The organism is Yersinia aldovae 670-83 (genome assembly GCF_000834395.1).
Lineage (GTDB): Bacteria > Pseudomonadota > Gammaproteobacteria > Enterobacterales > Enterobacteriaceae > Yersinia > Yersinia aldovae.
Genome location: NZ_CP009781.1, coordinates 2,015,716 through 2,037,949 on the forward strand (window position 1 = coordinate 2,015,716; position 22,234 = coordinate 2,037,949).

Sequence of the window (22,234 nt, forward strand, 5' to 3'; positions counted from 1 at the left end):
AGCAGCATTTAGAAAGGTAATAACAACGTCCCCTTATTGACGCTTTCACCGCAGCTTATTTCTGTCGCAGGCAGCAGATAGCCCGAAAGCAAAAACAATCCATCATCAAACCATAAAAAAACGGCGCATACCTTACGATATGCGCCGCGATGATTCACAGGTTAGCCATCTCAGTTAGAAATTATATTTAATCCCTAACATTACGCTGGTTTCGCTGTAGCCGTTATTACCCACTTGCTGGCCGACATTGCCCCACAAGTTCAGCTTGTTATTCATCTGACCTTCAACACCCAGTTTGACTTCAGCCACATTTGCCGCACCCGCTTGCTTCACGGTCATGCCGTCTAATGTAGTGCCGAAATCTTTGGTATTGTGAATCCAGTTAGTCTCAACAAAAGGCTTAAATACTGGCCCTTTGGCTTTATCAGCACCCAGTTGCGGGCTGATAAATGCCTTCACACCCAAACGGGTCTGAATGTTGTTATTACCGTCACCGGTGACAACCGTACCATTAGTTTCGGTATGGGAGTCTGCCTTCACGCCCATCCAGGTTATTTGTGCTTTTGGCTGAATGAAGTAACTACTGTTAGCATTTTCACCTACTTTAAAGGCATAGCCGCTCTCAACTGAAGCAGTAAACCCTTTTGAATCGTATTTTTCAGCCGCTAAATCCTGCCCATTAACCTGATTGTTAAACCAGCTGTATTGCAGCCACGAATCAACGTAAGCACCGGCCTTATCCTCACCATCAGCAAACCATGTGCCATACATACCCACACTGTAACCGTTGACTGAACCGGTAGAACGATAACCCGTACCTTGTGCAACGGTAGAGCTGCTGCTGTTGGCATAACCGGCCATCATACCGACACGCCACAAGTCCTGCGAGTTACGGCTCCATTGCGCCACATCACCGCCCAGTTGCACGACATAACGGTTATCCTGAGTTTTTAACTCGCCGCTATTGTCACGAGAACGGTTATGGCTGCCTTCATTACGTAACCACAAGCTGGTGGTTTTCTGTTCGCCGGTAAAGACATCGGTATACAGTGTCTCACCTGCGCGATCAGCCAGGCTGGTGACAAACATGTTGTTCGCTGCTGCCAGGTTCGCGGTATAACTTGCCGGTTCTGGGCGACGATCATCGGCTTGAGTACGCAGATACCAATCACCATCAGTTGGCGAGCTTACGCCCCCCTGATACAAGAAGTACTCATAAGCACCGGCCACTGCACGCCCATTCAGGGTAAACTCACCGGCTGAATTACCACCGACATTGATGATTTTAATGCCTTCAGACGTCCGCGCACCATTGCCACCGATGTTGTTCACCGTGACATAACTCTGCCCTGCGGTGTCACCTGTAATCAACAGTCGATCCGTTACGGATGAATCTCCAGCCAGAATGGTATTGAAGACCACCGTCCCATTCACACCTGTATAATTACCATCAATGGTAAAGGTGCCAAAGTCACCACCGGTTAATGCATTAGGCATAATCAGATTGCCACGGTTTTCCACATTCCCCGTGACCTGACCATATCCGCCCAAGGAGCCAGTTGCTGTAACCAGCACATTACTGGCCAGATTAACGACATTCGAAGCCACGGTCATAACCAGTGAACCGGTTGATGGCACTTCATCCAATAACAGTGTCGATGTTACCGCCGAACTGCCTAACTGCAACAGACCCTGTTCAATCGTCGTCAGGCCAGCGCTGACAGTGCTACCTTCAACAATAACTGTACCACTGCCACGTTTAACCAGCGTACCGCTGCCACTAATGGTATTGGTTAAGCTCCACTGTGATGCTGTATCCAGCACTAATTCACCGCTGTTTACAACGCTGCTAGCGCCCAGGTTCTGGGCATTATTGGCAGTCAGTACTGTCCCGGCATCCGTGCTAAATGAACCAGAATAGCCGCTGTTGTTACCCGCCAACTGGATATTACTGTTGTTGGTCAACAATACATTACCGCTGCTACCCGTCAGTACATTCGACAATACCCCAGCGCTGCTATCCAAATTCAGAAGGCCGTTATTATTAATATTCCCACTGCCCAACCCCTGAACCTGATACAGATGAGCCGTCGCGCCACTGGCTATATCAGTGCTGCCAGTAAAGCCGCTATTCCCCTGAGTAACGCTCAGTGTGCCTGCGGTCAAGGCAAGCTCGCCATTACCAACCAGTGCGCCATCAACCTGGCCGCCACCGGTGACCGACAATTTGCCGCCGTTGAAATTCAGTGTACTGCCGGTTTCCGTGGCGAGTTCACCCACAGTCTGCTGAGTTCCGTTGAGATCCACATTGGTCAGGTTGCTCATCGCCAGCAAAGAGGTTTGCCCCAATGCAGAGTCAGCATCCAGACGTAAATTGCCTGAACGAACCCACGTCGCACCGGTGTAGCTGTTGGTTGAGTTCGATAATGATGCAGTACTGCCATCATTAGCAGAATCAAAAGCCAGATCGCCACTGCCAGTCACTTGAGCGGAGAGGTCATTTGACTGCTTACCGTTATTCGCCAATATCGCCGTCAGGATCAGGGCGTCATTACCGGTGCTTAACAGTTCCAGCGCTTTCAGCCCATAATTGACATACAAACCGTCATAGTTGTTGCCAGTTGTCATGCCGTAATTAAACGAACCGAGCGCAGCCGGAGCGCTGCCGCCAGTGTTATAAATATTCTGGTAGAAAATAGAGCTTATTGGATCGCCGTTCTCATCGGTTAAGGTCAGTTCGTGCCCAGTACCGGTGGCCGTACCGGTGCCCAGCGTCACAATAATCTCACCTTCATCCAATTCCATTACCGACAAACCCGCCAGGCTTGGCGTCACATTCGCAGGTAAATTAACCCGAACAGTACCCCCACCGGTTGTATTGATGTTATTCGCCGCGATAGTCCCTTCGGAGCTGATGACACCTGAATTATCAACCAGATTGTTAAACAGAATAGTACCGCCGTTCATCGATAGTGCGCCGATATTCTGCACACCATCAGCCACCGAAGCAAAGCTACCGTTGGATAACTTCAGGGTGGAATTCGTCAACGCAGAAGTATTCAAACCATCGAGATTAAAGGTGGTGTTTTGCAGATTCACGATGCCGCTGAACGCGCCGCCCACTGAGGAGCCAAAATCAAACGCGGTGCTGGCATCATTCTTCGCCACATTCAGCGTGCCGTTGCCGGTCAGTGCATTATTGAACAGCGCGATATCCGCCAGATTCAGCGCCGCATTAGCGATATCCACCGTGACCGCACTGCCCACGCCGTTGCTGCTGGTCAACGTGGCGTTCGAGCCATTGGTGACCTGCAATTTACCGTTGCCGCTCACTGTGTTGCCAAAGGTGCCGTTGAAGCCACTCAGCGCCAGAATGTCCTGCGCGCCCGCCAGCGCAATGTTCGATGCCGCGCCCAGATTGGCCGTCGAGGCAACCGTCAGTGTGCTGTTCCCTGCCAGAGCGTACTGGCCGGAGAAGCCGCTGTTATTGCCGGTCAGTGCCGTGTTGGAGCCATTGACGACAGCAATGGTTGAACCGCTCACCCCGCTGAGTGCGTTGGCAATGCTGCCGCTCAGCGCGTTCAATACCAGCCGTGAGGTGGCGGTATCGAGGCTGACCGTCGCCGCAGCAGAACCCAGATTGCTGGCCTGACCCACGGTTAATGCCCCCGCCGCACCGATATGGTGTGCGCCGCTAAAGCTGTTATTGCCGGTCAGCGTGACCGCCGCGTTGGTATTGATTGCCCCGTTGCCACTGAGCACGTTCGCCAGTGCCGCATTGGCTCCGTTCAGGTTCAGGTCGCCCAGCACATTGACCGCACTGTTGCCCAGCGTACCGGCCCCGTTCAGGGTCGCCGCCGCGCCACTGGCAATGTTAGTCTGACCCGCCAGGCCGCTGTTGGCACCACTGATAGCCAGATTGCCACCGTTAACATTCAACGTACCGGCACCGGTCAAACCGCCGGTCGCCGTTGAAGTCCCGCCGGCGCTCAGGTTCAGCGTACCGCCGGTAAGATTAACCGTGCTGGTGTTGGTCAGCAGGCCGCTGTTCAGCACCCCGCCACTGCCCAACGTCACCGTGCCGGCGTTAGTCAACGCGCCCACCGTCTGGCTGTGGCCGTTGATATTGGCACTTGCCCCGCCGAGCACATTCAGCAAAGCTGTCTGGCCGAAGGCGTTATTAGCACCAAGGATCAACTCACCGGCATTAACGCGGGTTTCGCCGCGGTAGGTGTTATTGCCGTTCGCCAGTGTCAGCGCGCCGTTGCTGGCATCAACCTGCAAACCACCCACACCGGAGACCAGTGCGTTCAGCTCTTTATTAGACGAAACGTTACTGTCGGTCGCCAGCAACAAGCCATTCGCGCCGTCGGTTAACAACTCCAGTGCGCTCAGGCTGTAATTGACATACAAACCGTTGCCGCCAGCACCGTTATTACTGGTCAGACCGTAGTTATGGGTCGCATTGGCAACCGTACTGCCGCCCTGCTGGATGGTGGACAACACCCCCTGCGAGCCAGAAGTAACGGAGGTGCCGTTGATCATCAGATCCAGATCGTTGGCATTTCCGGTCACATTATTAGCGTTAATCAGTTCCAGCATAATATTGCCGCGATCCTGATCGAGGATCGACAGGTTCGGTGCGACAACCGGATTACTGTTATTCCAGCTACTCGTGCCCGTTACGCTGACCGTGCCGCTGTTCAGTGCCAGATCAGTCACCGTAACCACGCCGCTGGCCTGCGACTGCGGTGCCGCACCGTCAAAGATCAGGGTGCCGCCGCTCAGATCCACCCCGTGCAAGGTACGATCGGTGGTACCAACCGTGGTCACGTTATTCGCCGACAGTTTCAACGTGGCATTCGCCAGCGCTGCGCTGTTGATGGCATTTAACGCAAAGGTCGAGTTGGTCAGATTCACGATCCCGCTGAACGCGCCGCCCACTGAGGAGCCAAAATCAAACGCGGTGCTGGCATCGTTCTTCGCCACATTCAGCGTGCCGTTGCCGGTCAGTGCATTATTGAACAGCGCGATATCCGCCAGATTCAGCGCCGCATTAGCGATATCCACCGTGACCGCACTGCCCACGCCGTTGCTGCTGGTCAACGTGGCGTTCGAGCCATTGGTGACCTGCAATTTACCGTTGCCGCTCACTGTGTTGCCAAAGGTGCCGTTGAAGCCACTCAGCGCCAGAATGTCCTGCGCGCCCGCCAGCGCAATGTTCGATGCCGCGCCCAGATTGGCCGTCGAGGCAACCGTCAGTGTGCTGTTCCCTGCCAGAGCGTACTGGCCGGAGAAGCCGCTGTTATTGCCTGTCAGTGCCGTGTTGGAGCCATTGACGACAGCAATGGTTGAACCGCTCACCCCGCTGAGTGCGTTGGCAATGCTGCCACTCAGCGCGTTCAATACCAGCCGTGAGGTGGCGGTATCGAGGCTGACCGTCGCCGCAGCAGAACCCAGATTGCTGGCCTGACCCACGGTTAATGCCCCCGCCGCACCGATATGGTGTGCGCCGCTAAAGCTGTTATTGCCGGTCAGCGTGACCGCCGCGTTGGTATTGATTGCCCCGTTACCACTGAGCACGTTCGCCAGCGCCGCATTGGCTCCGTTCAGGGTCAGGCTGCCCAGCACATTGACCGCACTGTTGCCCAGCGTACCGGCCCCGTTCAGGGTCGCCGCCGCACCACTGGCAATGTTGGTCTGGCCCGCCAGGCCGCTGTTGGCACCACTGATAGCCAGATTGCCACCGTTAACATTCAACGTACCGGCACCGGTCAAACCGCCGGTCGCCGTTGAAGTCCCGCCGGCGCTCAGGTTCAGCGTGCCGCCGGTAAGATTAACCGTGCTGGTGTTGGTCAGCAGGCCGCTGTTCAGCACCCCGCCACTGCCCAACGTCACCGTGCCGGCGTTAGTCAACGCGCCCACCGTCTGGCTGTGGCCGTTGATATTGGCACTTGCCCCGCCGAGCACATTCAGCAAAGCAGTCTGGCCGAAGGCGTTATTAGCACCAAGGATCAACTCACCGGCATTAACGCGGGTTTCGCCGCGGTAGGTGTTATTGCCGTTCGCCAGTGTCAGCGCGCCGTTGCTGGCATCAACCTGCAAACCACCCACACCGGAGACCAGTGCGTTCAGCTCTTTATTAGACGAAACGTTACTGTCGGTCGCCAGCAACAAGCCATTCGCGCCGTCGGTTAACAACTCCAGTGCGCTCAGGCTGTAATTGACATACAAACCGTTGCCGCCAGCACCGTTATTACTGGTCAGACCGTAGTTATGGGTCGCATTGGCAACCGTACTGCCGCCCTGCTGGATGGTGGACAACACCCCCTGCGAGCCAGAAGTAACAGAGGTGCCGTTGATCATCAGATCCAGATTATCTGCGTCACCCGTGACGTTATTGGCGTTGATCAATTCCAACATCACACCACCACGATCCTGATCGAGGATCGACAGGTTCGGTGCGACAACCGGATTACTGTTATCCCAGCTACTCGTGCCCGTTACGCTGACCGTGCCGCTGTTCAGTGCCAGATCAGTCACCGTAACCACGCCGCTGGCCTGCGACTGCGGTGCCGCACCGTCAAAGATCAGGGTGCCGCCGCTCAGATCCACCCCGTGCAAGGTACGATCGGTGGTACCAACCGTGGTCACGTTATTCGCCGACAGTTTCAACGTGGCATTCGCCAGTGCTGCGCTGTTGATGGCATTTAACGCAAAGGTCGAGTTGGTCAGATTCACGATCCCGCTGAACGCGCCGCCCACTGAGGAGCCAAAATCAAACGCGGTGCTGGCATCATTCTTCGCCACATTCAGCGTGCCGTTGCCGGTCAGTGCATTATTGAACAGCGCGATATCCGCCAGATTCAGCGTCGCATTAGCGATATCCACCGTGACCGCACTGCCCACGCCGTTGCTGCTGGTCAACGTGGCGTTCGAGCCATTGGTGACCTGCAATTTACCGTTGCCGCTCACTGTGTTGCCAAAGGTGCCGTTGAAGCCACTCAGCGCCAAAATGTCCTGCGCGCCCGCCAGCGCAATGTTCGATGCCGCGCCCAGATTGGCCGTCGAGGCAACCGTCAGTGTGCTGTTCCCTGCCAGAGCGTACTGGCCGGAGAAGCCGCTGTTATTGCCTGTCAGTGTCGTGTTGGAGCCATTGACAACAGCAATGGTTGAACCGCTCACCCCGCTGAGTGCGTTGGCAATGCTGCCGCTCAGCGCGTTCAATACCAGCCGTGAGGTGGCGGTATCGAGGCTGACCGTCGCCGCAGCAGAACCCAGATTGCTGGCCTGACCCACGGTTAATGCCCCCGCCGCACCGATATGGTGTGCGCCGCTAAAGCTGTTATTGCCGGTCAGCGTGACCGCCGCGTTGGTATTGATTGCCCCGTTGCCGCTAAGCACGTTCGCCAACGCCGCATTGGCTCCGTTCAGGGTCAGGTCACCCAGCACATTGACCGCACTGTTGCCCAGCGTACCGGCCCCGTTCAGGGTCGCCGCCGCACCACTGGCAATGTTAGTCTGACCCGCCAGGCCGCTGTTGGCAGCACTGATAGCCAGATTGCCACCGTTAACATTCAACGTACCGGCACCGGTCAAACCGCCGGTCGCCGTTGAAGTCCCGCCGGCGCTCAGGTTCAGCGTACCGCCGGTAAGATTAACCGTGCTGGTGTTGGTCAGCAGGCCGCTGTTCAGCACCCCGCCACTGCCCAACGTCACCGTGCCGGCGTTAGTCAACGCGCCCACCGTCTGGCTGTGGCCGTTGATATTGGTGTTAGTGCCCGCCGCGGTGATTAACGCGGATGTCTGGCCCAGCGCATTATTGCTGCCCAGATTCAAAATACCGCCATTCACCGTGGTCGTACCGGTGTAATCATTGGCAATATTGCTCAGCGTTATTTCAGCATTATCAGCACCGATAATCAGATTACCGGCTGCGGTCAGTTTCGCTACCAGCGTATTATCGGCATTGAGCGCGCCTTGTGAGGTCAGCGTCAGGCTCTGCCCGCTCGCCAGCGCCAGTTGGGTCAGCATCGAGGTGACACTCAGGCCACCACCGTCACCGGATAATGCATAGTTATACAGCGCCTGCGCTACCGTATTGCCCCCCTGAATAACGTTCTGAGTGGTGCCACTGCCCAGACCGTTCCCGGTGGTGTCTTCCAGAGCCAGTTTCGCCAACTCGCCCGCTGACAGCGTATTGCTGCTGTTGATTAACTGAGATGAGTTACCGGTATCCTGATCCAGTAAATTGCCACCGGTACTCAGCGTCGGATCAACGCGAACGGTACTGTTGTCGGTCACCGCCAATGTGTCGGTGGTGATCAGACTGCCGGTATTGAATGTGGTGGTGGCCCCATGGAGGGTCAGATCGCCAATCGCCTGATTACCACTTCCCACGACCATCGCCGTGCCCGCAGAGGCAACCAATTTGGCGTTGGTCAATGCGCGGGTATTGTTGCCATTCAGCGCAAATTGGCTGTTCTTCATATCAACCGTACCGGCAAATGCCGTGCCGGTGGTGCCACCAAAATTGAACGCGTTATTGGTGGTATCAATATTCAGTAGCCCGTTGCCGGTCAGTGCATTATTGAACAGCGCGATATCCGCCAGATTCAGCGTCGCGTTGGCGATATCCACCGTGACCGCACTGCCCACGCCGTTGCTGCTGGTCAACGTGGCGTTCGAGCCATTGGTGACCTGCAATTTACCGTTGCCGCTCACTGTGTTGCCAAAGGTGCCGTTGAAGCCACTCAGCGCCAGAATGTCCTGCGCGCCCGCCAGCGCAATGTTCGATGCCGCGCCCAGATTGGCCGTCGAGGCAACCGTCAGTGTGCTGTTCCCTGCCAGAGCGTACTGGCCGGAGAAGCCGCTGTTATTGCCTGTCAGTGTCGTGTTGGAGCCATTGACAACAGCAATGGTTGAACCGCTCACCCCGCTGAGTGCGTTGGCAATGCTGCCGCTCAGCGCGTTCAATACCAGCCGTGAGGTGGCGGTATCGAGGCTGACCGTCGCCGCAGCAGAACCCAGATTGCTGGCCTGACCCACGGTTAATGCCCCCGCCGCACCGATATGGTGTGCGCCGCTAAAGCTGTTATTGCCGGTCAGCGTGACCGCCGCGTTGGTATTGATTGCCCCGTTGCCGCTAAGCACGTTCGCCAACGCCGCATTGGCTCCGTTCAGGGTCAGGTCACCCAGCACATTGACCGCACTGTTGCCCAGCGTACCGGCCCCGTTCAGGGTCGCCGCCGCACCACTGGCAATGTTAGTCTGACCCGCCAGGCCGCTGTTGGCAGCACTGATAGCCAGATTGCCACCGTTAACATTCAACGTACCGGCACCGGTCAAACCGCCGGTCGCCGTTGAAGTCCCGCCGGCGCTCAGGTTCAGCGTACCGCCGGTAAGATTAACCGTGCTGGTGTTGGTCAGCAGGCCGCTGTTCAGCACCCCGCCACTGCCCAACGTCACCGTGCCGGCGTTAGTCAACGCGCCCACCGTCTGGCTGTGGCCGTTGATATTGGTGTTAGTGCCCGCCGCGGTGATTAACGCGGATGTCTGGCCCAGCGCGTTATTGCTGCCCAGATTCAAAATACCGCCATTCACCGTGGTCGTACCGATGTAATCATTGGCAATATTGCTCAGCGTTATTTCAGCATTATCAGCACCGATAATCAGATTACCGGCTGCGGTCAGTTTCGCTACCAGCGTATTATCGGCATTGAGCGCGCCTTGTGAGGTCAGCGTCAGGCTCTGCCCGCTCGCCAGCGCCAGTTGGGTCAGCATCGAGGTGACACTCAGGCCACCACCGTCACCGGATAATGCATAGTTATACAGCGCCTGCGCTACCGTATTGCCCCCCTGAATAACGTTCTGAGTGGTGCCACTGCCCAGACCGTTCCCGGTGGTGTCTTCCAGAGCCAGTTTCGCCAACTCGCCCGCTGACAGCGTATTGCTGCTGTTGATTAACTGAGATGAGTTACCGGTATCCTGATCCAGTAAATTGCCACCGGTACTCAGCGTCGGATCAACGCGAACGGTACTGTTGTCGGTCACCGCCAATGTGTCGGTGGTGATCAGACTGCCGGTATTGAATGTGGTGGTGGCCCCATGGAGGGTCAGATCGCCAATCGCCTGATTACCACTTCCCACGACCATCGCCGTGCCCGCAGAGGCAACCAATTTGGCGTTGGTCAATGCGCGGGTATTGTTGCCATTCAGCGCAAATTGGCTGTTCTTCATATCAACCGTACCGGCAAATGCCGTGCCGGTGGTGCCACCAAAATTGAACGCGTTATTGGTGGTATCAATATTCAGTAGCCCGTTGCCGGTCAGTGCATTATTGAACAGCGCGATATCCGCCAGATTCAGCGTCGCGTTGGCGATATCCACCGTGACCGCACTGCCCACGCCGTTGCTGCTGGTCAACGTGGCGTTCGAGCCATTGGTGACCTGCAATTTACCGTTGCCGCTCACTGTGTTGCCAAAGGTGCCGTTGAAGCCACTCAGCGCCAGAATGTCCTGCGCGCCCGCCAGCGCAATGTTCGATGCCGCGCCCAGATTGGTCGTCGAGGCAACCGTCAGTGTGCTGTTCCCTGCCAGAGCGTACTGGCCGGAGAAGCCGCTGTTATTGCCTGTCAGTGTCGTGTTGGAGCCATTGACAACAGCAATGGTTGAACCGCTCACCCCGCTGAGTGCGTTGGCAATGCTGCCGCTCAGCGCGTTCAATACCAGCCGTGAGGTGGCAGTGTCGAGGCTGACCGTCGCCGCAGCAGAACCCAGATTGCTGGCCTGACCCACGGTTAATGCCCCCGCCGCACCGATATGGTGTGCGCCGCTAAAGCTGTTATTGCCGGTCAGCGTGACCGCCGCGTTGGTATTGATTGCCCCGTTGCCGCTAAGCACGTTCGCCAGCGCCGCATTGGCTCCGTTCAGGGTCAGGTCGCCCAGCACATTGACCGCACTGTTGCCCAGCGTACCGGCCCCGTTCAGGGTCGCCGCCGCGCCACTGGCAATGTTAGTCTGACCCGCCAGGCCGCTGTTGGCACCACTGATAGCCAGATTGCCACCGTTAACATTCAACGTACCGGCACCGGTCAAACCGCCGGTCGCCGTTGAAGTCCCGCCGGCGCTCAGGTTCAGCGTGCCGCCGGTAAGATTAACCGTGCTGGTGTTGGTCAGCAGGCCGCTGTTCAGCACCCCGCCACTGCCCAACGTCACCGTGCCGGCGTTAGTCAACGCGCCCACCGTCTGGCTGTGGCCGTTGATATTGGTGTTAGTGCCCGCCGCGGTGATTAACGCGGATGTCTGGCCCAGCGCGTTATTGCTGCCCAGATTCAAAATACCGCCATTCACCGTGGTCGTACCGATGTAATCATTGGCAATATTGCTCAGCGTTATTTCAGTGTTATCAGCACCAACAGCCACATTACCGCTACCCATCAACTGTGCGGTGAGTAATCTGCTGGCATCAAGTGCGCCTTGCGAGGTTAAGGTTAATGTCTGACCAGAGATCAATGCTAATTTTGTCAGTACCGAGGTAAGACTTAAGCCGCCTCCTACACCAGATAATGCGTAGTTATAGATGGCTTGCGCTACAGTGTTTGCGTTTTGAGTCACATTCACGGCGGTATCAGTGCCAATGCTATTGCCTAAGGTATCCCGTAATGTCAGCTGCGCTAGTTCTCCCGCCAACAACGTATTAACGCTGCTAATTAACCGAGATGAACTGCCGGTATCTTGATCAAGTAAATTCCCGCCGGTCGTGATGGTGGGATCGACTCTGACGGTACTGTTACTCGTTACCGCCAGCGTACCCGTGCTCATCAAACTACCGTTGACAAAACCAACAGTTCCGCCGTTGAGGGCAAAGTTACCTATCACCTGATTGCCGCTATCAACCCCGACCGATGCACCGGTAGACGCGATAAACGAAGCATTACGCAATGCGCCAGTATTATTGCCGTTCAGAGAAAAGTTACTGTTCCTCATATCAACCGTACCGGCAAATGCCGTGCCGGTAGTGCCGCCAAAATTGAACGTGTTATTGGCGTTATCGATATTCAATAACCCGTTGCCGGTCAGGGCATTATTCGATGTTGCTACACCGTTCAGGTTTAACGTGCCGTTCAGCGCAATAGTTGTTGCACCCAGCTGATTACTGTTGCTGGCTGTCAGGGTTCCACCCTGATTAATCTTCCAGTCGCCAGCAAAAGCATTGGCCTGATTTAGTGTTACGTTAGCGCCGTTATTAACGATAGCTGAACCATCACCACCAGCGACATGGCCTAGAGATGCATTCAGGGCGCTATTAAATGTGCTACCAAAAAGCAGTTCACTGCCGCCATCAATATTAATGACACCACTACCCACGTTAGTGCCAGAAACCAATGTTATATGGCTACCAGTAAGATTGATATTAGCGAAACCTTGCAACGATGTGCTCGCAGCCAGAGCATCAGTTGAGGTATTGAAGTTTAAGGTGTTAGTACCAGAACCGGCATTCAAAGAACCTAAATAAGTGCTTCCTACCGTCATGTTATTGATATTGAAAGTATCATTACCGGTACCCGTGGTAATGGATGACACTTGAGCACCGTTCTGGATAGTCACGTTATTGCTGCCATCACCCAGATCAATCGAACCGTTACTTTGTGACGTGCTGCCAAGAACCAAAGAGTCATTACCCGAACCGGTGGTTAATGTACCATTCAATATGCCATTGTTATTAATAGTCTTATCAGCAATCCCTGCAAATATGACCGCACCATTCAGAGTACCGTTATTGTTTAATGTTTTCGCGCCGGTACCGGTGAAATTGATGGCTGTCGCACCCGCTGCATTGATGTGGGTATTAGCCCCAATCGTGGTAATAGCAGTACCATCGGTTATCAGCAACCCAGTGCCACCGCTGTTAGTGACATTAATATTGAGATTTGCACCAGAGAAATCTACCCCACCACCGCTGGCGTTTATTCCTGTACCCGCACCTGAAACATTTATATCTAATGCTGCCGGATTCAGTGCGCTCAAAGCCGTGTTAGTGGTGGCAATCCCGGTGCCAGTGCCGGTGACATTAATGGTATTGCGGCCATTAGCACTACTGGCAAATGTCAGCCCCGCCAGCGTATCTAACGCCGTTCTGTTCGCGGTATTGAGTGTGACGTGGCTTAGCGTCAAATTGGTCGCAGCAGCTTTAGAAAAAGCAAGCCCTGTACCGCCCAGATTGATGATCAAATCAGCCAGAGCATGATTACCGGTGCCCGCGAAAGTTAAGCCATTTGCGGCGTTAGTGATATTGATAGTGCCGCCAACCATATTTAACAGCGCATTCGTCAGAACATTAATACCGGTTCCTGCGGTGGCATTAATTATACCGCCGCTATTATCAACATTAACGGTTTGCGTTGAGCTAGAGGATAATGCAATCCCAGCGGTGGTGCTGTTAATGGTGCCTTTGTTCGCAACGTCGATAGTTGCGGTGCCGGTATTGGTCGCTGATATCCCCGTTGCAGATGTAATGTTACCCGCAGCTTTATTTTCTAATAGGATCTTACCGCTACCGGCATGTGAGGCTGAAATACCCGCAGTAGCGGCATTAATAGCGGCACCAGAGCTGATATAAATTCCGCTGGTATTGCCCGCATTTTTGGTCGCGACAATCCCAGAACCGGTCGCCTGTAAAATAGAACCGGTGGCCAGGTTGTAAATCACATCTGTAGTACCCGTGGCACCATTATTGATACCCGCAGTATTCGTGGTGGCGTTATCAATCGCATTACCTGAAATAATACCGCCGCCAGTCGCCCGCGCTCGCAAGATAATTTTTGCTCCAGCACCGAACCCAGTTAGAGCATCGTAACTGCCAATTTTCAAGCCTCTATTCGTATTGGTTCCACTGAAAACGTTCTGATTGGCGATGAGTTCGAAGGCAGAGTTATCGGCAAAATCGTAGGCAAAGGCGTTGGTACCTGTATTTGTCAGGTTTGCAGTTGACCCTGTTCTATCAATTTTTACATCCGCACCACTGAGGAAATCCATGGTTGAGGTATTACTTGCTCCGCTGGCGTTTTGGAAAGATACAGCTCCGCCTAAATGCGTAACATGGAACCGGCCGGTATACCTAAGTTTATTAACTTCACCAATTTCCTGGCCTCTATCGTTAACAACCACATCTGACAATATATTGCCAAACGTCATCACACTGTTGGTAACCCCACCATTACCGCCCATAAAAATGAGCTGTGACGAGCCAAGATAGCCAATATTGTCATAAACCACGTTGACCGCAGTACTGCCACCCGTCAAATAGACCATGCTGTAATAGTTAGCAGAATCAATTTTTGACATATTTTGGAGCGTTAATGTCCCAGTACCGGATGATACCGCCAAGCCATTGGTTACGGTATTGGCAACCGTCAAACCGTACAGGCCATTACCATCAATCACGACATTTTGACTCGCCATGTTGACGGTTAATAATTGGGTAAGCGCAATATCTGCACCCAGAATAATCTTATCGTAACTACCATTGGATAAGGCTGCTGAAAGACCGGCTTGGTCTGTGACCGTAATATCCAAGGCAAACGCTGAATGCATTCCAAAGAAACCGAAACTACCTATAGATATGGCTAAAAGATTTTTTCTGAAATTTTTCCAGATTGCATCTTGTTCAACGACGCTTGATTGCCCAGCATTAGTCAATGAATTGCCAGCACTTCTGGTTTTCACTATGCCTTTAGCCAACTCACTCACAACAATCCATGTGTTTAAGGTTGAGTTCCAAATTACTTTAAAAATTGCATTCATATATATACCTTCAATGGAGTCACATATTCATTAAAACGTTAATTATTAGCAGGATTAGCGCTATACAGATTTAGATAGCGAACCCAATGTTATTCACTAATCACTTAATGAATCGCGCCCCATTAAAAAAACGAGCTATCATTAATCATAGTGGCAAGTTGTACTGCCGGTGGATTTTTATATTAATCAATATGATAGCCATCTGAACACATTTAAATAATGATAAATAAGTATCAAAGCACCTCAATTAATTAAGTGGGATTTATACTCATTTATTAATATTAGACAAGATTTATCCGATGGTCGAATATCTTGAACTAATTAAATTAAACAGAATTAAAAACCACAAAAAACATAAAAAAATAAATAAAAAACCAATAAAATAAGAAAATAAGCACAAAACACCTGAAACAGCAAGGATTGGCAGGCATATATCTTATTTCTTATTACAATCAAAAAAAGAACTCGCCTACAAGCTGATAGGATAAATCCTACAAAATGAGTTATGCAGTCTTAGCTTAATCTATCATTATAAGAAACAAAGGAGGCACCGAAGCAAATACGGCATTTAGGATTTTTTGCAAAAAAAACTAATGGTACTTTTATAGACTGAATGACCGTAATAACACAACGACAGCACCAACTGTACTTACCTGAGTCATGAGAAACTCATTAATTGTTAAAGACTAATATTATTAATCTTTAACTTTATTAATCTACTAGCCTACGAAACGATAATCATTACATTATTTTAATGTTTCGTATTTAGCCCATAAAAAAAACCAGCCGTTAAGCTGGTTTTTTATGGGCTAATATTCACTTATTTTTTTAATTTCAGTGTTGTCATGCAGGTTTGGCTTTCTGTGTGAGTCGCAAAGGGTGACGTAGCTGTCAGCCCTTGGTAAGTCACTTCAAGGGTTCCTTCAATATTGCGGGGCAACCACACGCCAATAAAACCGTTCTGATAGCTAGTGATCTTATCTTGCATAATGATTTGCCCAGTTTTATCAGTAATCTTCACATCGAAAGCCGCATTTGCCAGTTCGCCACGGCATCCAGACAAACTGTGATTAAAGCAAGGATGTGTTTGGTTCACATAGGGGGCAAATGACAAATAAAACTTATCGCCTAGCGGATAAGAGAATACCTGCTGCCCATCAGAGAGTTTTAATTCTGTGCCTGTGACTGATGCGGAATAAGCCAGAGGGCGCTCCTGCTTCGATTGATCGATGGTATCAATCATTTGTTCAGTCGTTTTCCCCACCAAACCATGTTGAGTCAGGAATTCAGTTTCAGCAGCAGATATGGGCTGCGCTGAGGCAAACTGGCTGAAGGTAGCTGCGGCCAGAGCAATAATTGCCAGCCGTGCTGCCGAAGCGAATATCTTATTCATTGTGATGGTGTCCTTTCGATAAGAGTAATAATGTCTATAGAAATAGGAATAATTACGCATAAATGTAAACCCTCCCCTTAGGGAAGGGTCAAAGACAGATTTGAATAGAAAGGTAAACCATTGTATAGAAATACATTTTATTGATCTAAATCAGATTAGAACCAAGCGATGCCCTCCAATCCTGATTAGTTAATGTCAGGGTGTTGGGCCGTCAGATTCTTCCTTTTCTTCTCCAGATCCGCTATTTGTTGATCAATATCTTCAATATTCTGTTCGATATGGTCATGGTGCTCCTGCAGTATTTCTTTTGCTTCTGCCCGGTCAGATGCTGCTGGCGTAGCCCCTTTTAATGGCCTGTTTGCCGTCTCTTTCATAAATATGCCGGTGACTAACCCAATCACTGCGACCACCATCAGATAATAAGCAGGCATATACAGATTCTGTGTGGTTTCAACTAACCATGCCGCAGCGGTGGGGGTCAACCCTGCCACCAGTACAGAGATATTGAAAGCGATAGCCAATGCACTGTAACGAATATGTGTTGGGAACATCGCGGGTAATATTGAGGCCATCACACCGGTAAAACAGTTCAGCAAGATTGCCAGAATTAGCAAACCACAAAATATCAGACCAATAATGCCGCTGTTAATCAGAATAAAGCTAGGAATAGCAAGTAGGAATAGCCCCACACTACCAACAATAACAAAAGGTTTTCGACCAAATCGATCACTCATTAGCCCCATAACCGGCTGAACAAATAACATACCCAACATAATGGCAAGAATGATCAATACGCCGTGATCTTCAGAGTAATGCAGGCTATGCGACAGATAGCTCGGCATATAGGTCAGTAGCATGTAATAGGTGACATTAGTGGCAATCACCATCCCCACACAGATAGTCAGATTCTTCCACTGGTTGGTTAAAATTTCGCGGAAAGAGACTTTCGGGGGCTGGGCAATATTATGGCGTGAATCACTATCAATTTTATCTATATGTTGCTGAAAGGTCGGAGTTTCTTCTAACGCATGACGCAAATAGATCCCAATTAATCCCAATGGGGCAGCAACGAAGAACGGAATACGCCAGCCCCATTCAAGGAAACTCGCTTCACCGAGAATACTGGAGATGAGCAGAACGACCCCAGCCCCAAGGACAAAACCAGCAATCGAACCGAAATCCAGCCAACTTCCCAGGAAGCCACGTTTTCTATCTGGTGAATACTCAGCTACAAATATTGCCGCGCCAGTATATTCACCGCCAACAGAAAAGCCCTGCGCTAATTTAGCCAGTAACAGCAAGATGGGGGCCCAGATACCTATCGAGGCATAAGAGGGAATTAAACCAATACAGAAGGTGCTGACCGACATAATAATAATCGTGACCGACAAAACTTTTTGCCGCCCATACTTATCACCCAATGCGCCAAAGAATATACCGCCCAACGGCCTGACCAAAAAAGGAACGGAGAAGGTCGCCAGTGCTGCGATCATCTGAATACCAGGATCGGCTCCGGGGAAAAACACCTGGCCCAGTGCGAATGCGACGAAACCATACACACCAAAATCGAACCACTCCATCGCGTTACCCAACGCGGCTGCGGTGATTGCTTTCTTCAGTTTGGCATCATCAATGATAGTTATATCATTGATTTGCATTGGTTTAACACTCTTTCTTCGTAGTCCCATTTTCTCTTCCTTATGTGCTCAATAGCTCCACTGCATAAAGCTTAAAATGATGACGTGCAGTCATACCCGTAATACGTTCAAATTTAGTGAGATATTTACATGAATAGTTGTAATACGGGGAGGTGTGTAGACCAAACTGGCCTACAAACATTAGATATGTTAACTGAAAACACTCAATAAATCATATTTACGTGGAGAAAACCTGTAAAAAAAATCGCTATTTACATGATTTTTATATTTAAATTCAGTTATATGTGAAATTAAAACAAACCCTGTTTCAGCCAGCATAAGTGCAGCTTAATATGAGATTTTCTGACATCACTCCCCTTAACCAGCACATGACCGAAATAGCGAAAATCTCGTAGTCGCCAACGAGGCTTTTATGTTCAGGGCTTAATTAAGATAGGGTTTCATCAAGGCAGGGATTAGCCATACTCTGGTGCCACGTTAATGTTTTACGGACAAAAACGCCGATTACACCTAATGACCAAAATAATTAATTGAGGTAATAATCTGCGACCATCACCACAAGAGCCAGAGAGAAGGTGGCACTGCCAGGTAATTCAGCGCATAACTCTGATGATATGATTGAAATCAATCGATATAAGTTTTTAAACTCGCCATAAATACGAAACTGAGTGTAATCATTTATACTTACATTTCAGACAGAATTGGCCGTCGTGGTGGTCACACCTTCAATCCTTATCGTATAGAAATAACTAGTTACTCGGTTATTTAGCCTAAGCTCAGATTATAACTAAACAGATCTATGGTAGTTTATATGGCCTCAGAGTCTCACTAACTGCTGATTAAACAGAGACTAAGTCTATCCGGTGTATCAGCCCAATTATGCAAGCGCTAAGGGAATTCACGATGACCGACGCCAACCAGCCAGAAACAACGTCACGCGTGAGAAGGGAAAATCTTTTCTTTGCCAAACGGACGTTGCAGGCTATGGCCTTGCTGATTGGGATTACCATCATGATTGCCGCTATTGGCATTATCTTTATTGCTTCTCAATTAAACGAACAAGCACTATCACAAAGCCGCTTTTTAGTCGAAAAAGCTTGGCACATGCGTCAGGACGCGATAAAAGCCAGAATTAAAGATAATGCTTTTTGGGGCGACGCTTACCAGCACCTCTCTGTCACCGTCGATACTGACTGGGCCTACGTCAGCCAAAACCTGGGGCCATCACTTTATAAAGATTTTAGCTATGAAGGCGTTTTCGTTATTGATGGACGGGGCAATACCCGTTATTCCGTTATCAACGGGCAACTGGTACATACTGACCTGCGAAGTTGGCTAACCCAAGATATTACGCCATTAATTGACACGGCACGCCAGCGCACCTCGATGCAATATATCGCCACACAAACGCTTATGATTTCAGGCCAGCCAACCTTAATTGCCGCAGCGAAATTAACCACTGGAGGCGATCCACGGGTACAGAATGTTGCTGGCACCGATTCCGTGCTGGTCTTTGTCGATATCCTGACGCAACCTGAGCTGGGGGCATTGGGCGAGGGTTATGGCATCAATAACCTGCACGCCCAGCAAAATAACAACGAGACCTCGTCAGGTGCCTCAATACTGATTTCTTCCAGCGATAATCGTATTCAGCGTTTAGGTTGGGATCAGAACATGCCTGGCGCGCAACTGCTCCATCTTCTGTTACCCTTATTAGCGCTGGTCGCCTTGATTCTTGGGCTGACCGGCTGGCTGGTTATCCGCCGCGCTATCGCTGAGGCTCAGGTCGCGGATGACAATAAAACGGCACTGACCGCCAGCGAAGAGCGTTTTCGCCATGTCGCAGAATCCGCCACTGACTGGTTATGGGAGACGGATACCGAGCTGCGTATCACCTATCTGTCACAGCGTTTTTTAATTATCACCGGGCTAAGTATCGAACATTGGATGGGGCGCAATCTCGACTCACTGTTAAATTGTGACATTATTCCGCTACGATCCTGGTTACAGCACACGCATCTGGCGGAATCCCGCAATGAACTGCAATGCACTTACTTTTCCGCCAAAGGCGACAGACGGATTTGCCGGATTTACGCTAAACCCATTATCAATAATGATGAAACTATCGGCTATCGCGGCACCGCATCGGATATCACCAGCGAAATAGAAGCGCAGGAACGTATCCAGCATCTTTCAATGCATGACGCGCTGACCGGTTTACCCAACCGAATTCGGATGAAAGAATTCCTTGAGAACAAACTGCGAAATCTGCCGGTGGCGCAACATCCGCTGGTAGTCCTAAATGTTGATCTGGATAAATTTAAACCAGTCAATGATACCTATGGTCATGTCACTGGCGATACCGTGCTACATCAGGTGTCCGAACGTTTAAGGAGCTGTTTGCGTGACCAAGATATGGTCGCTCGCCACGGTGGGGATGAATTTGTTCTGATTATTACAGGTCTTTCATCAGTGAAAGAAATAGAACAGTTGTGCGCCAGAGTGATTACCCGCATCGAAGCGCCTTATGTGGTAGATGCTCAGGACATCTATATTGGTGCCAGTATTGGCATTGCGCTGGCACCTCAGGACTCCATACAGGCTGAGGAACTACTGCGTTTCGCCGATATCGCCATGTATGAAGCCAAGAGCAATGGCCGTAACTGCTGGAGCTTCTATTCCAGTGAGATGAACGAGCGTCTGATGCAACGCAGTGAATTGGAGCGTTTTTTGCGTCAGGCCGTAAAAAACCGTGAATTCAGTCTTTATTATCAGCCGCGCTATCGCATAGAAGGCATACAACTGACCGGAGCAGAAGCGCTGGTACGCTGGAATCATCCAGTGCTCGGGCTACTGATGCCAGACCAATTTATCGCATTAGCGGAAGAGACGGGTCTTATCACCTCAATAAGTGATTGGACCATGTTGCAGGCATGTAAAGATGCCATTACATGGCACCCTTCTCTGATTGTTTCAGTCAATATCTCTGCCGTTGAATTTAGGAGTCAACACCTGATAGAAAGGGTGCGTCAAGTATTACGACTGACCGGCTTACCCAGCCATCGATTGGAACTGGAAATAACGGAACGCATTATGATTGAAGATGCTGATGGCGCGTTCAAAATCATGACCGCTTTGAAAGCACTTGGTGTACGTCTGGCAATGGATGATTTTGGTACTGGCTACTCTTCCCTTAATTATCTGCGCCGTTTCCCATTCGATGCACTGAAGATTGATAAAAGTTTTATCGATGAACTGGCCGAATCACACGAAGGTCAGTCAATTGTTGAAGGTATTATCAACCTCGGCCATGCACTCACCATGACGGTCACCGCCGAAGGTGTTGAAACAGCAGAACAACTCGGGTATCTGCGAAACTTAAAATGCGATGAAGTACAAGGCTACTTTCTCAGAAAACCGATGCAATTAGATGATTTATCAGCACTTATGCTCAACGAACGCTACAAATAAAATACCGTTCAGCCCCTCATCTCATTGGCAAAAGAAGCAGAACGAGGGGCATATATTTAAGGCGTTGGCTGGCTTTTTGCTTTGAAATTAACAATATCGTAAACCAATGTATCCATTGTACTTCTCACTTCATCAGCCGTAATCGGCTCACCGCTGTTACTGACATCCTTACCGTAAGCCTTGCGCACGACAACAATCACCGGTTTACCGGTATTGGAATCGATAACCTGAACTTCTAAATAAAGTGCCGTCTTTTGTGTCCGATTACCCGTGGCAGCCATCGTGCCAGCAACAACTGCGGCGATGGGGACCATTTCATAAACTTCCAGGTCTTTATCTTCGGCAGAAACGGCGGTAATAGCGGCTCGGACAATCAGTATATTGCGCTTCTTAGGTGAACTGACTAACGGTAATTGTTCACTAACGGCTTCTTTAAGTCGTTTATTGGCGTAAGCTAATATTTGATCTAGCGTTTTCTGGCTTACACGGGGTGTCGGTGTCGGGCCGGGGAAATAAACCAGCGGTTTATAATAAACCCCGGTATATTTGGCGACATTAAAATCAGGCGAAATCCAACGGAGCACCGGCTGACCACTGGCCGACGTCGTTTCTTGTAATTTACTGTAATCAGACAGAAAACCCGAAAACTGCGCGTTAGTTGTTACATTTGACGCACATCCTGCAACTAATATCCCGACGGCGAACAGTGCCGCTATCTTATAACTACTCACTCTAGCCATTAGATTTTCCTATTTATTAGATAATAAAAAACGGGGATGTAGAAAACACCGAGAATACCTAAACGCAAAATAGAGCAATAAACGTGCTCTATTTTAAGCGTAAACGATGTAAAAACATTTGCTGAATATAATATTGAAAGAGTAATAGCCTCTGGCAGAAGCCATTA

At 50.7% G+C, this 22,234-nt stretch carries 5 protein-coding genes and 1 pseudogene; 1 reads left to right on the forward strand and 5 read right to left on the reverse strand.

Translation table 11 applies throughout. The features are described 5' to 3' along the window. Positions 1–174: 174 nt before the first annotated feature. The 4 genes and pseudogenes from AT01_RS20740 to proP all read right to left on the reverse strand — a co-directional run bounded on the left by AT01_RS20740 (position 175) and on the right by proP (position 17,856). Positions 175–13,314: an autotransporter outer membrane beta-barrel domain-containing protein gene (locus AT01_RS20740; protein WP_456156790.1), complete on the reverse strand. Its 13,140-nt coding sequence runs from the start codon at positions 13,312–13,314 to the stop codon at positions 175–177. 1,425 nt (positions 13,315–14,739) lie between these two features. After that, a pseudogene (locus AT01_RS22580) lies at positions 14,740–14,805 on the reverse strand (ESPR domain-containing protein); the annotation flags it as partial. Positions 14,806–15,625: 820 nt separating this feature from the next. Beyond that, positions 15,626–16,198: a copper-binding periplasmic metallochaperone CueP gene (gene cueP / locus AT01_RS09290; RefSeq protein WP_042546941.1), complete on the reverse strand. Its 573-nt coding sequence runs from the start codon at positions 16,196–16,198 to the stop codon at positions 15,626–15,628. A gap of 185 nt (positions 16,199–16,383) precedes the next feature. Further along, on the reverse strand, positions 16,384–17,856 hold the full coding sequence (proP, locus tag AT01_RS09295; RefSeq protein WP_407703553.1) for a glycine betaine/L-proline transporter ProP: 1,473 nt from the start codon (positions 17,854–17,856) through the stop codon (positions 16,384–16,386). A 903-nt stretch (positions 17,857–18,759) separates the two neighbouring features. Between proP and AT01_RS09300 the strand changes: the two genes are divergently transcribed. Next, entirely contained in the window at positions 18,760–21,327 is a 2,568-nt protein-coding gene (locus AT01_RS09300) for a bifunctional diguanylate cyclase/phosphodiesterase (protein WP_042546943.1), read from the forward strand. Positions 21,328–21,383: 56 nt separating this feature from the next. Here AT01_RS09300 and AT01_RS09305 read toward each other — a convergent pair whose 3' ends face one another. Beyond that, positions 21,384–22,067: a DUF3313 domain-containing protein gene (locus AT01_RS09305; protein ID WP_042546944.1), complete on the reverse strand. Its 684-nt coding sequence runs from the start codon at positions 22,065–22,067 to the stop codon at positions 21,384–21,386. Between the last annotated feature and the right edge of the window lie 167 nt (positions 22,068–22,234).

Excerpts from the sequence above, each read along its gene's own strand:
- AT01_RS20740 (WP_456156790.1), bottom strand. The coding sequence starts at position 13,314 with ATGGTTGGCGGCACTATCAATATCACTAACGCCGCAAATGGCTTAACT.
- cueP (WP_042546941.1), bottom strand. The coding sequence starts at position 16,198 with ATGAATAAGATATTCGCTTCGGCAGCACGGCTGGCAATTATTGCTCTG.
- proP (WP_407703553.1), bottom strand. The coding sequence starts at position 17,856 with ATGCAAATCAATGATATAACTATCATTGATGATGCCAAACTGAAGAAA.
- AT01_RS09300 (WP_042546943.1), top strand. The coding sequence starts at position 18,760 with ATGACCGACGCCAACCAGCCAGAAACAACGTCACGCGTGAGAAGGGAA.
- AT01_RS09305 (WP_042546944.1), bottom strand. The coding sequence starts at position 22,067 with ATGGCTAGAGTGAGTAGTTATAAGATAGCGGCACTGTTCGCCGTCGGG.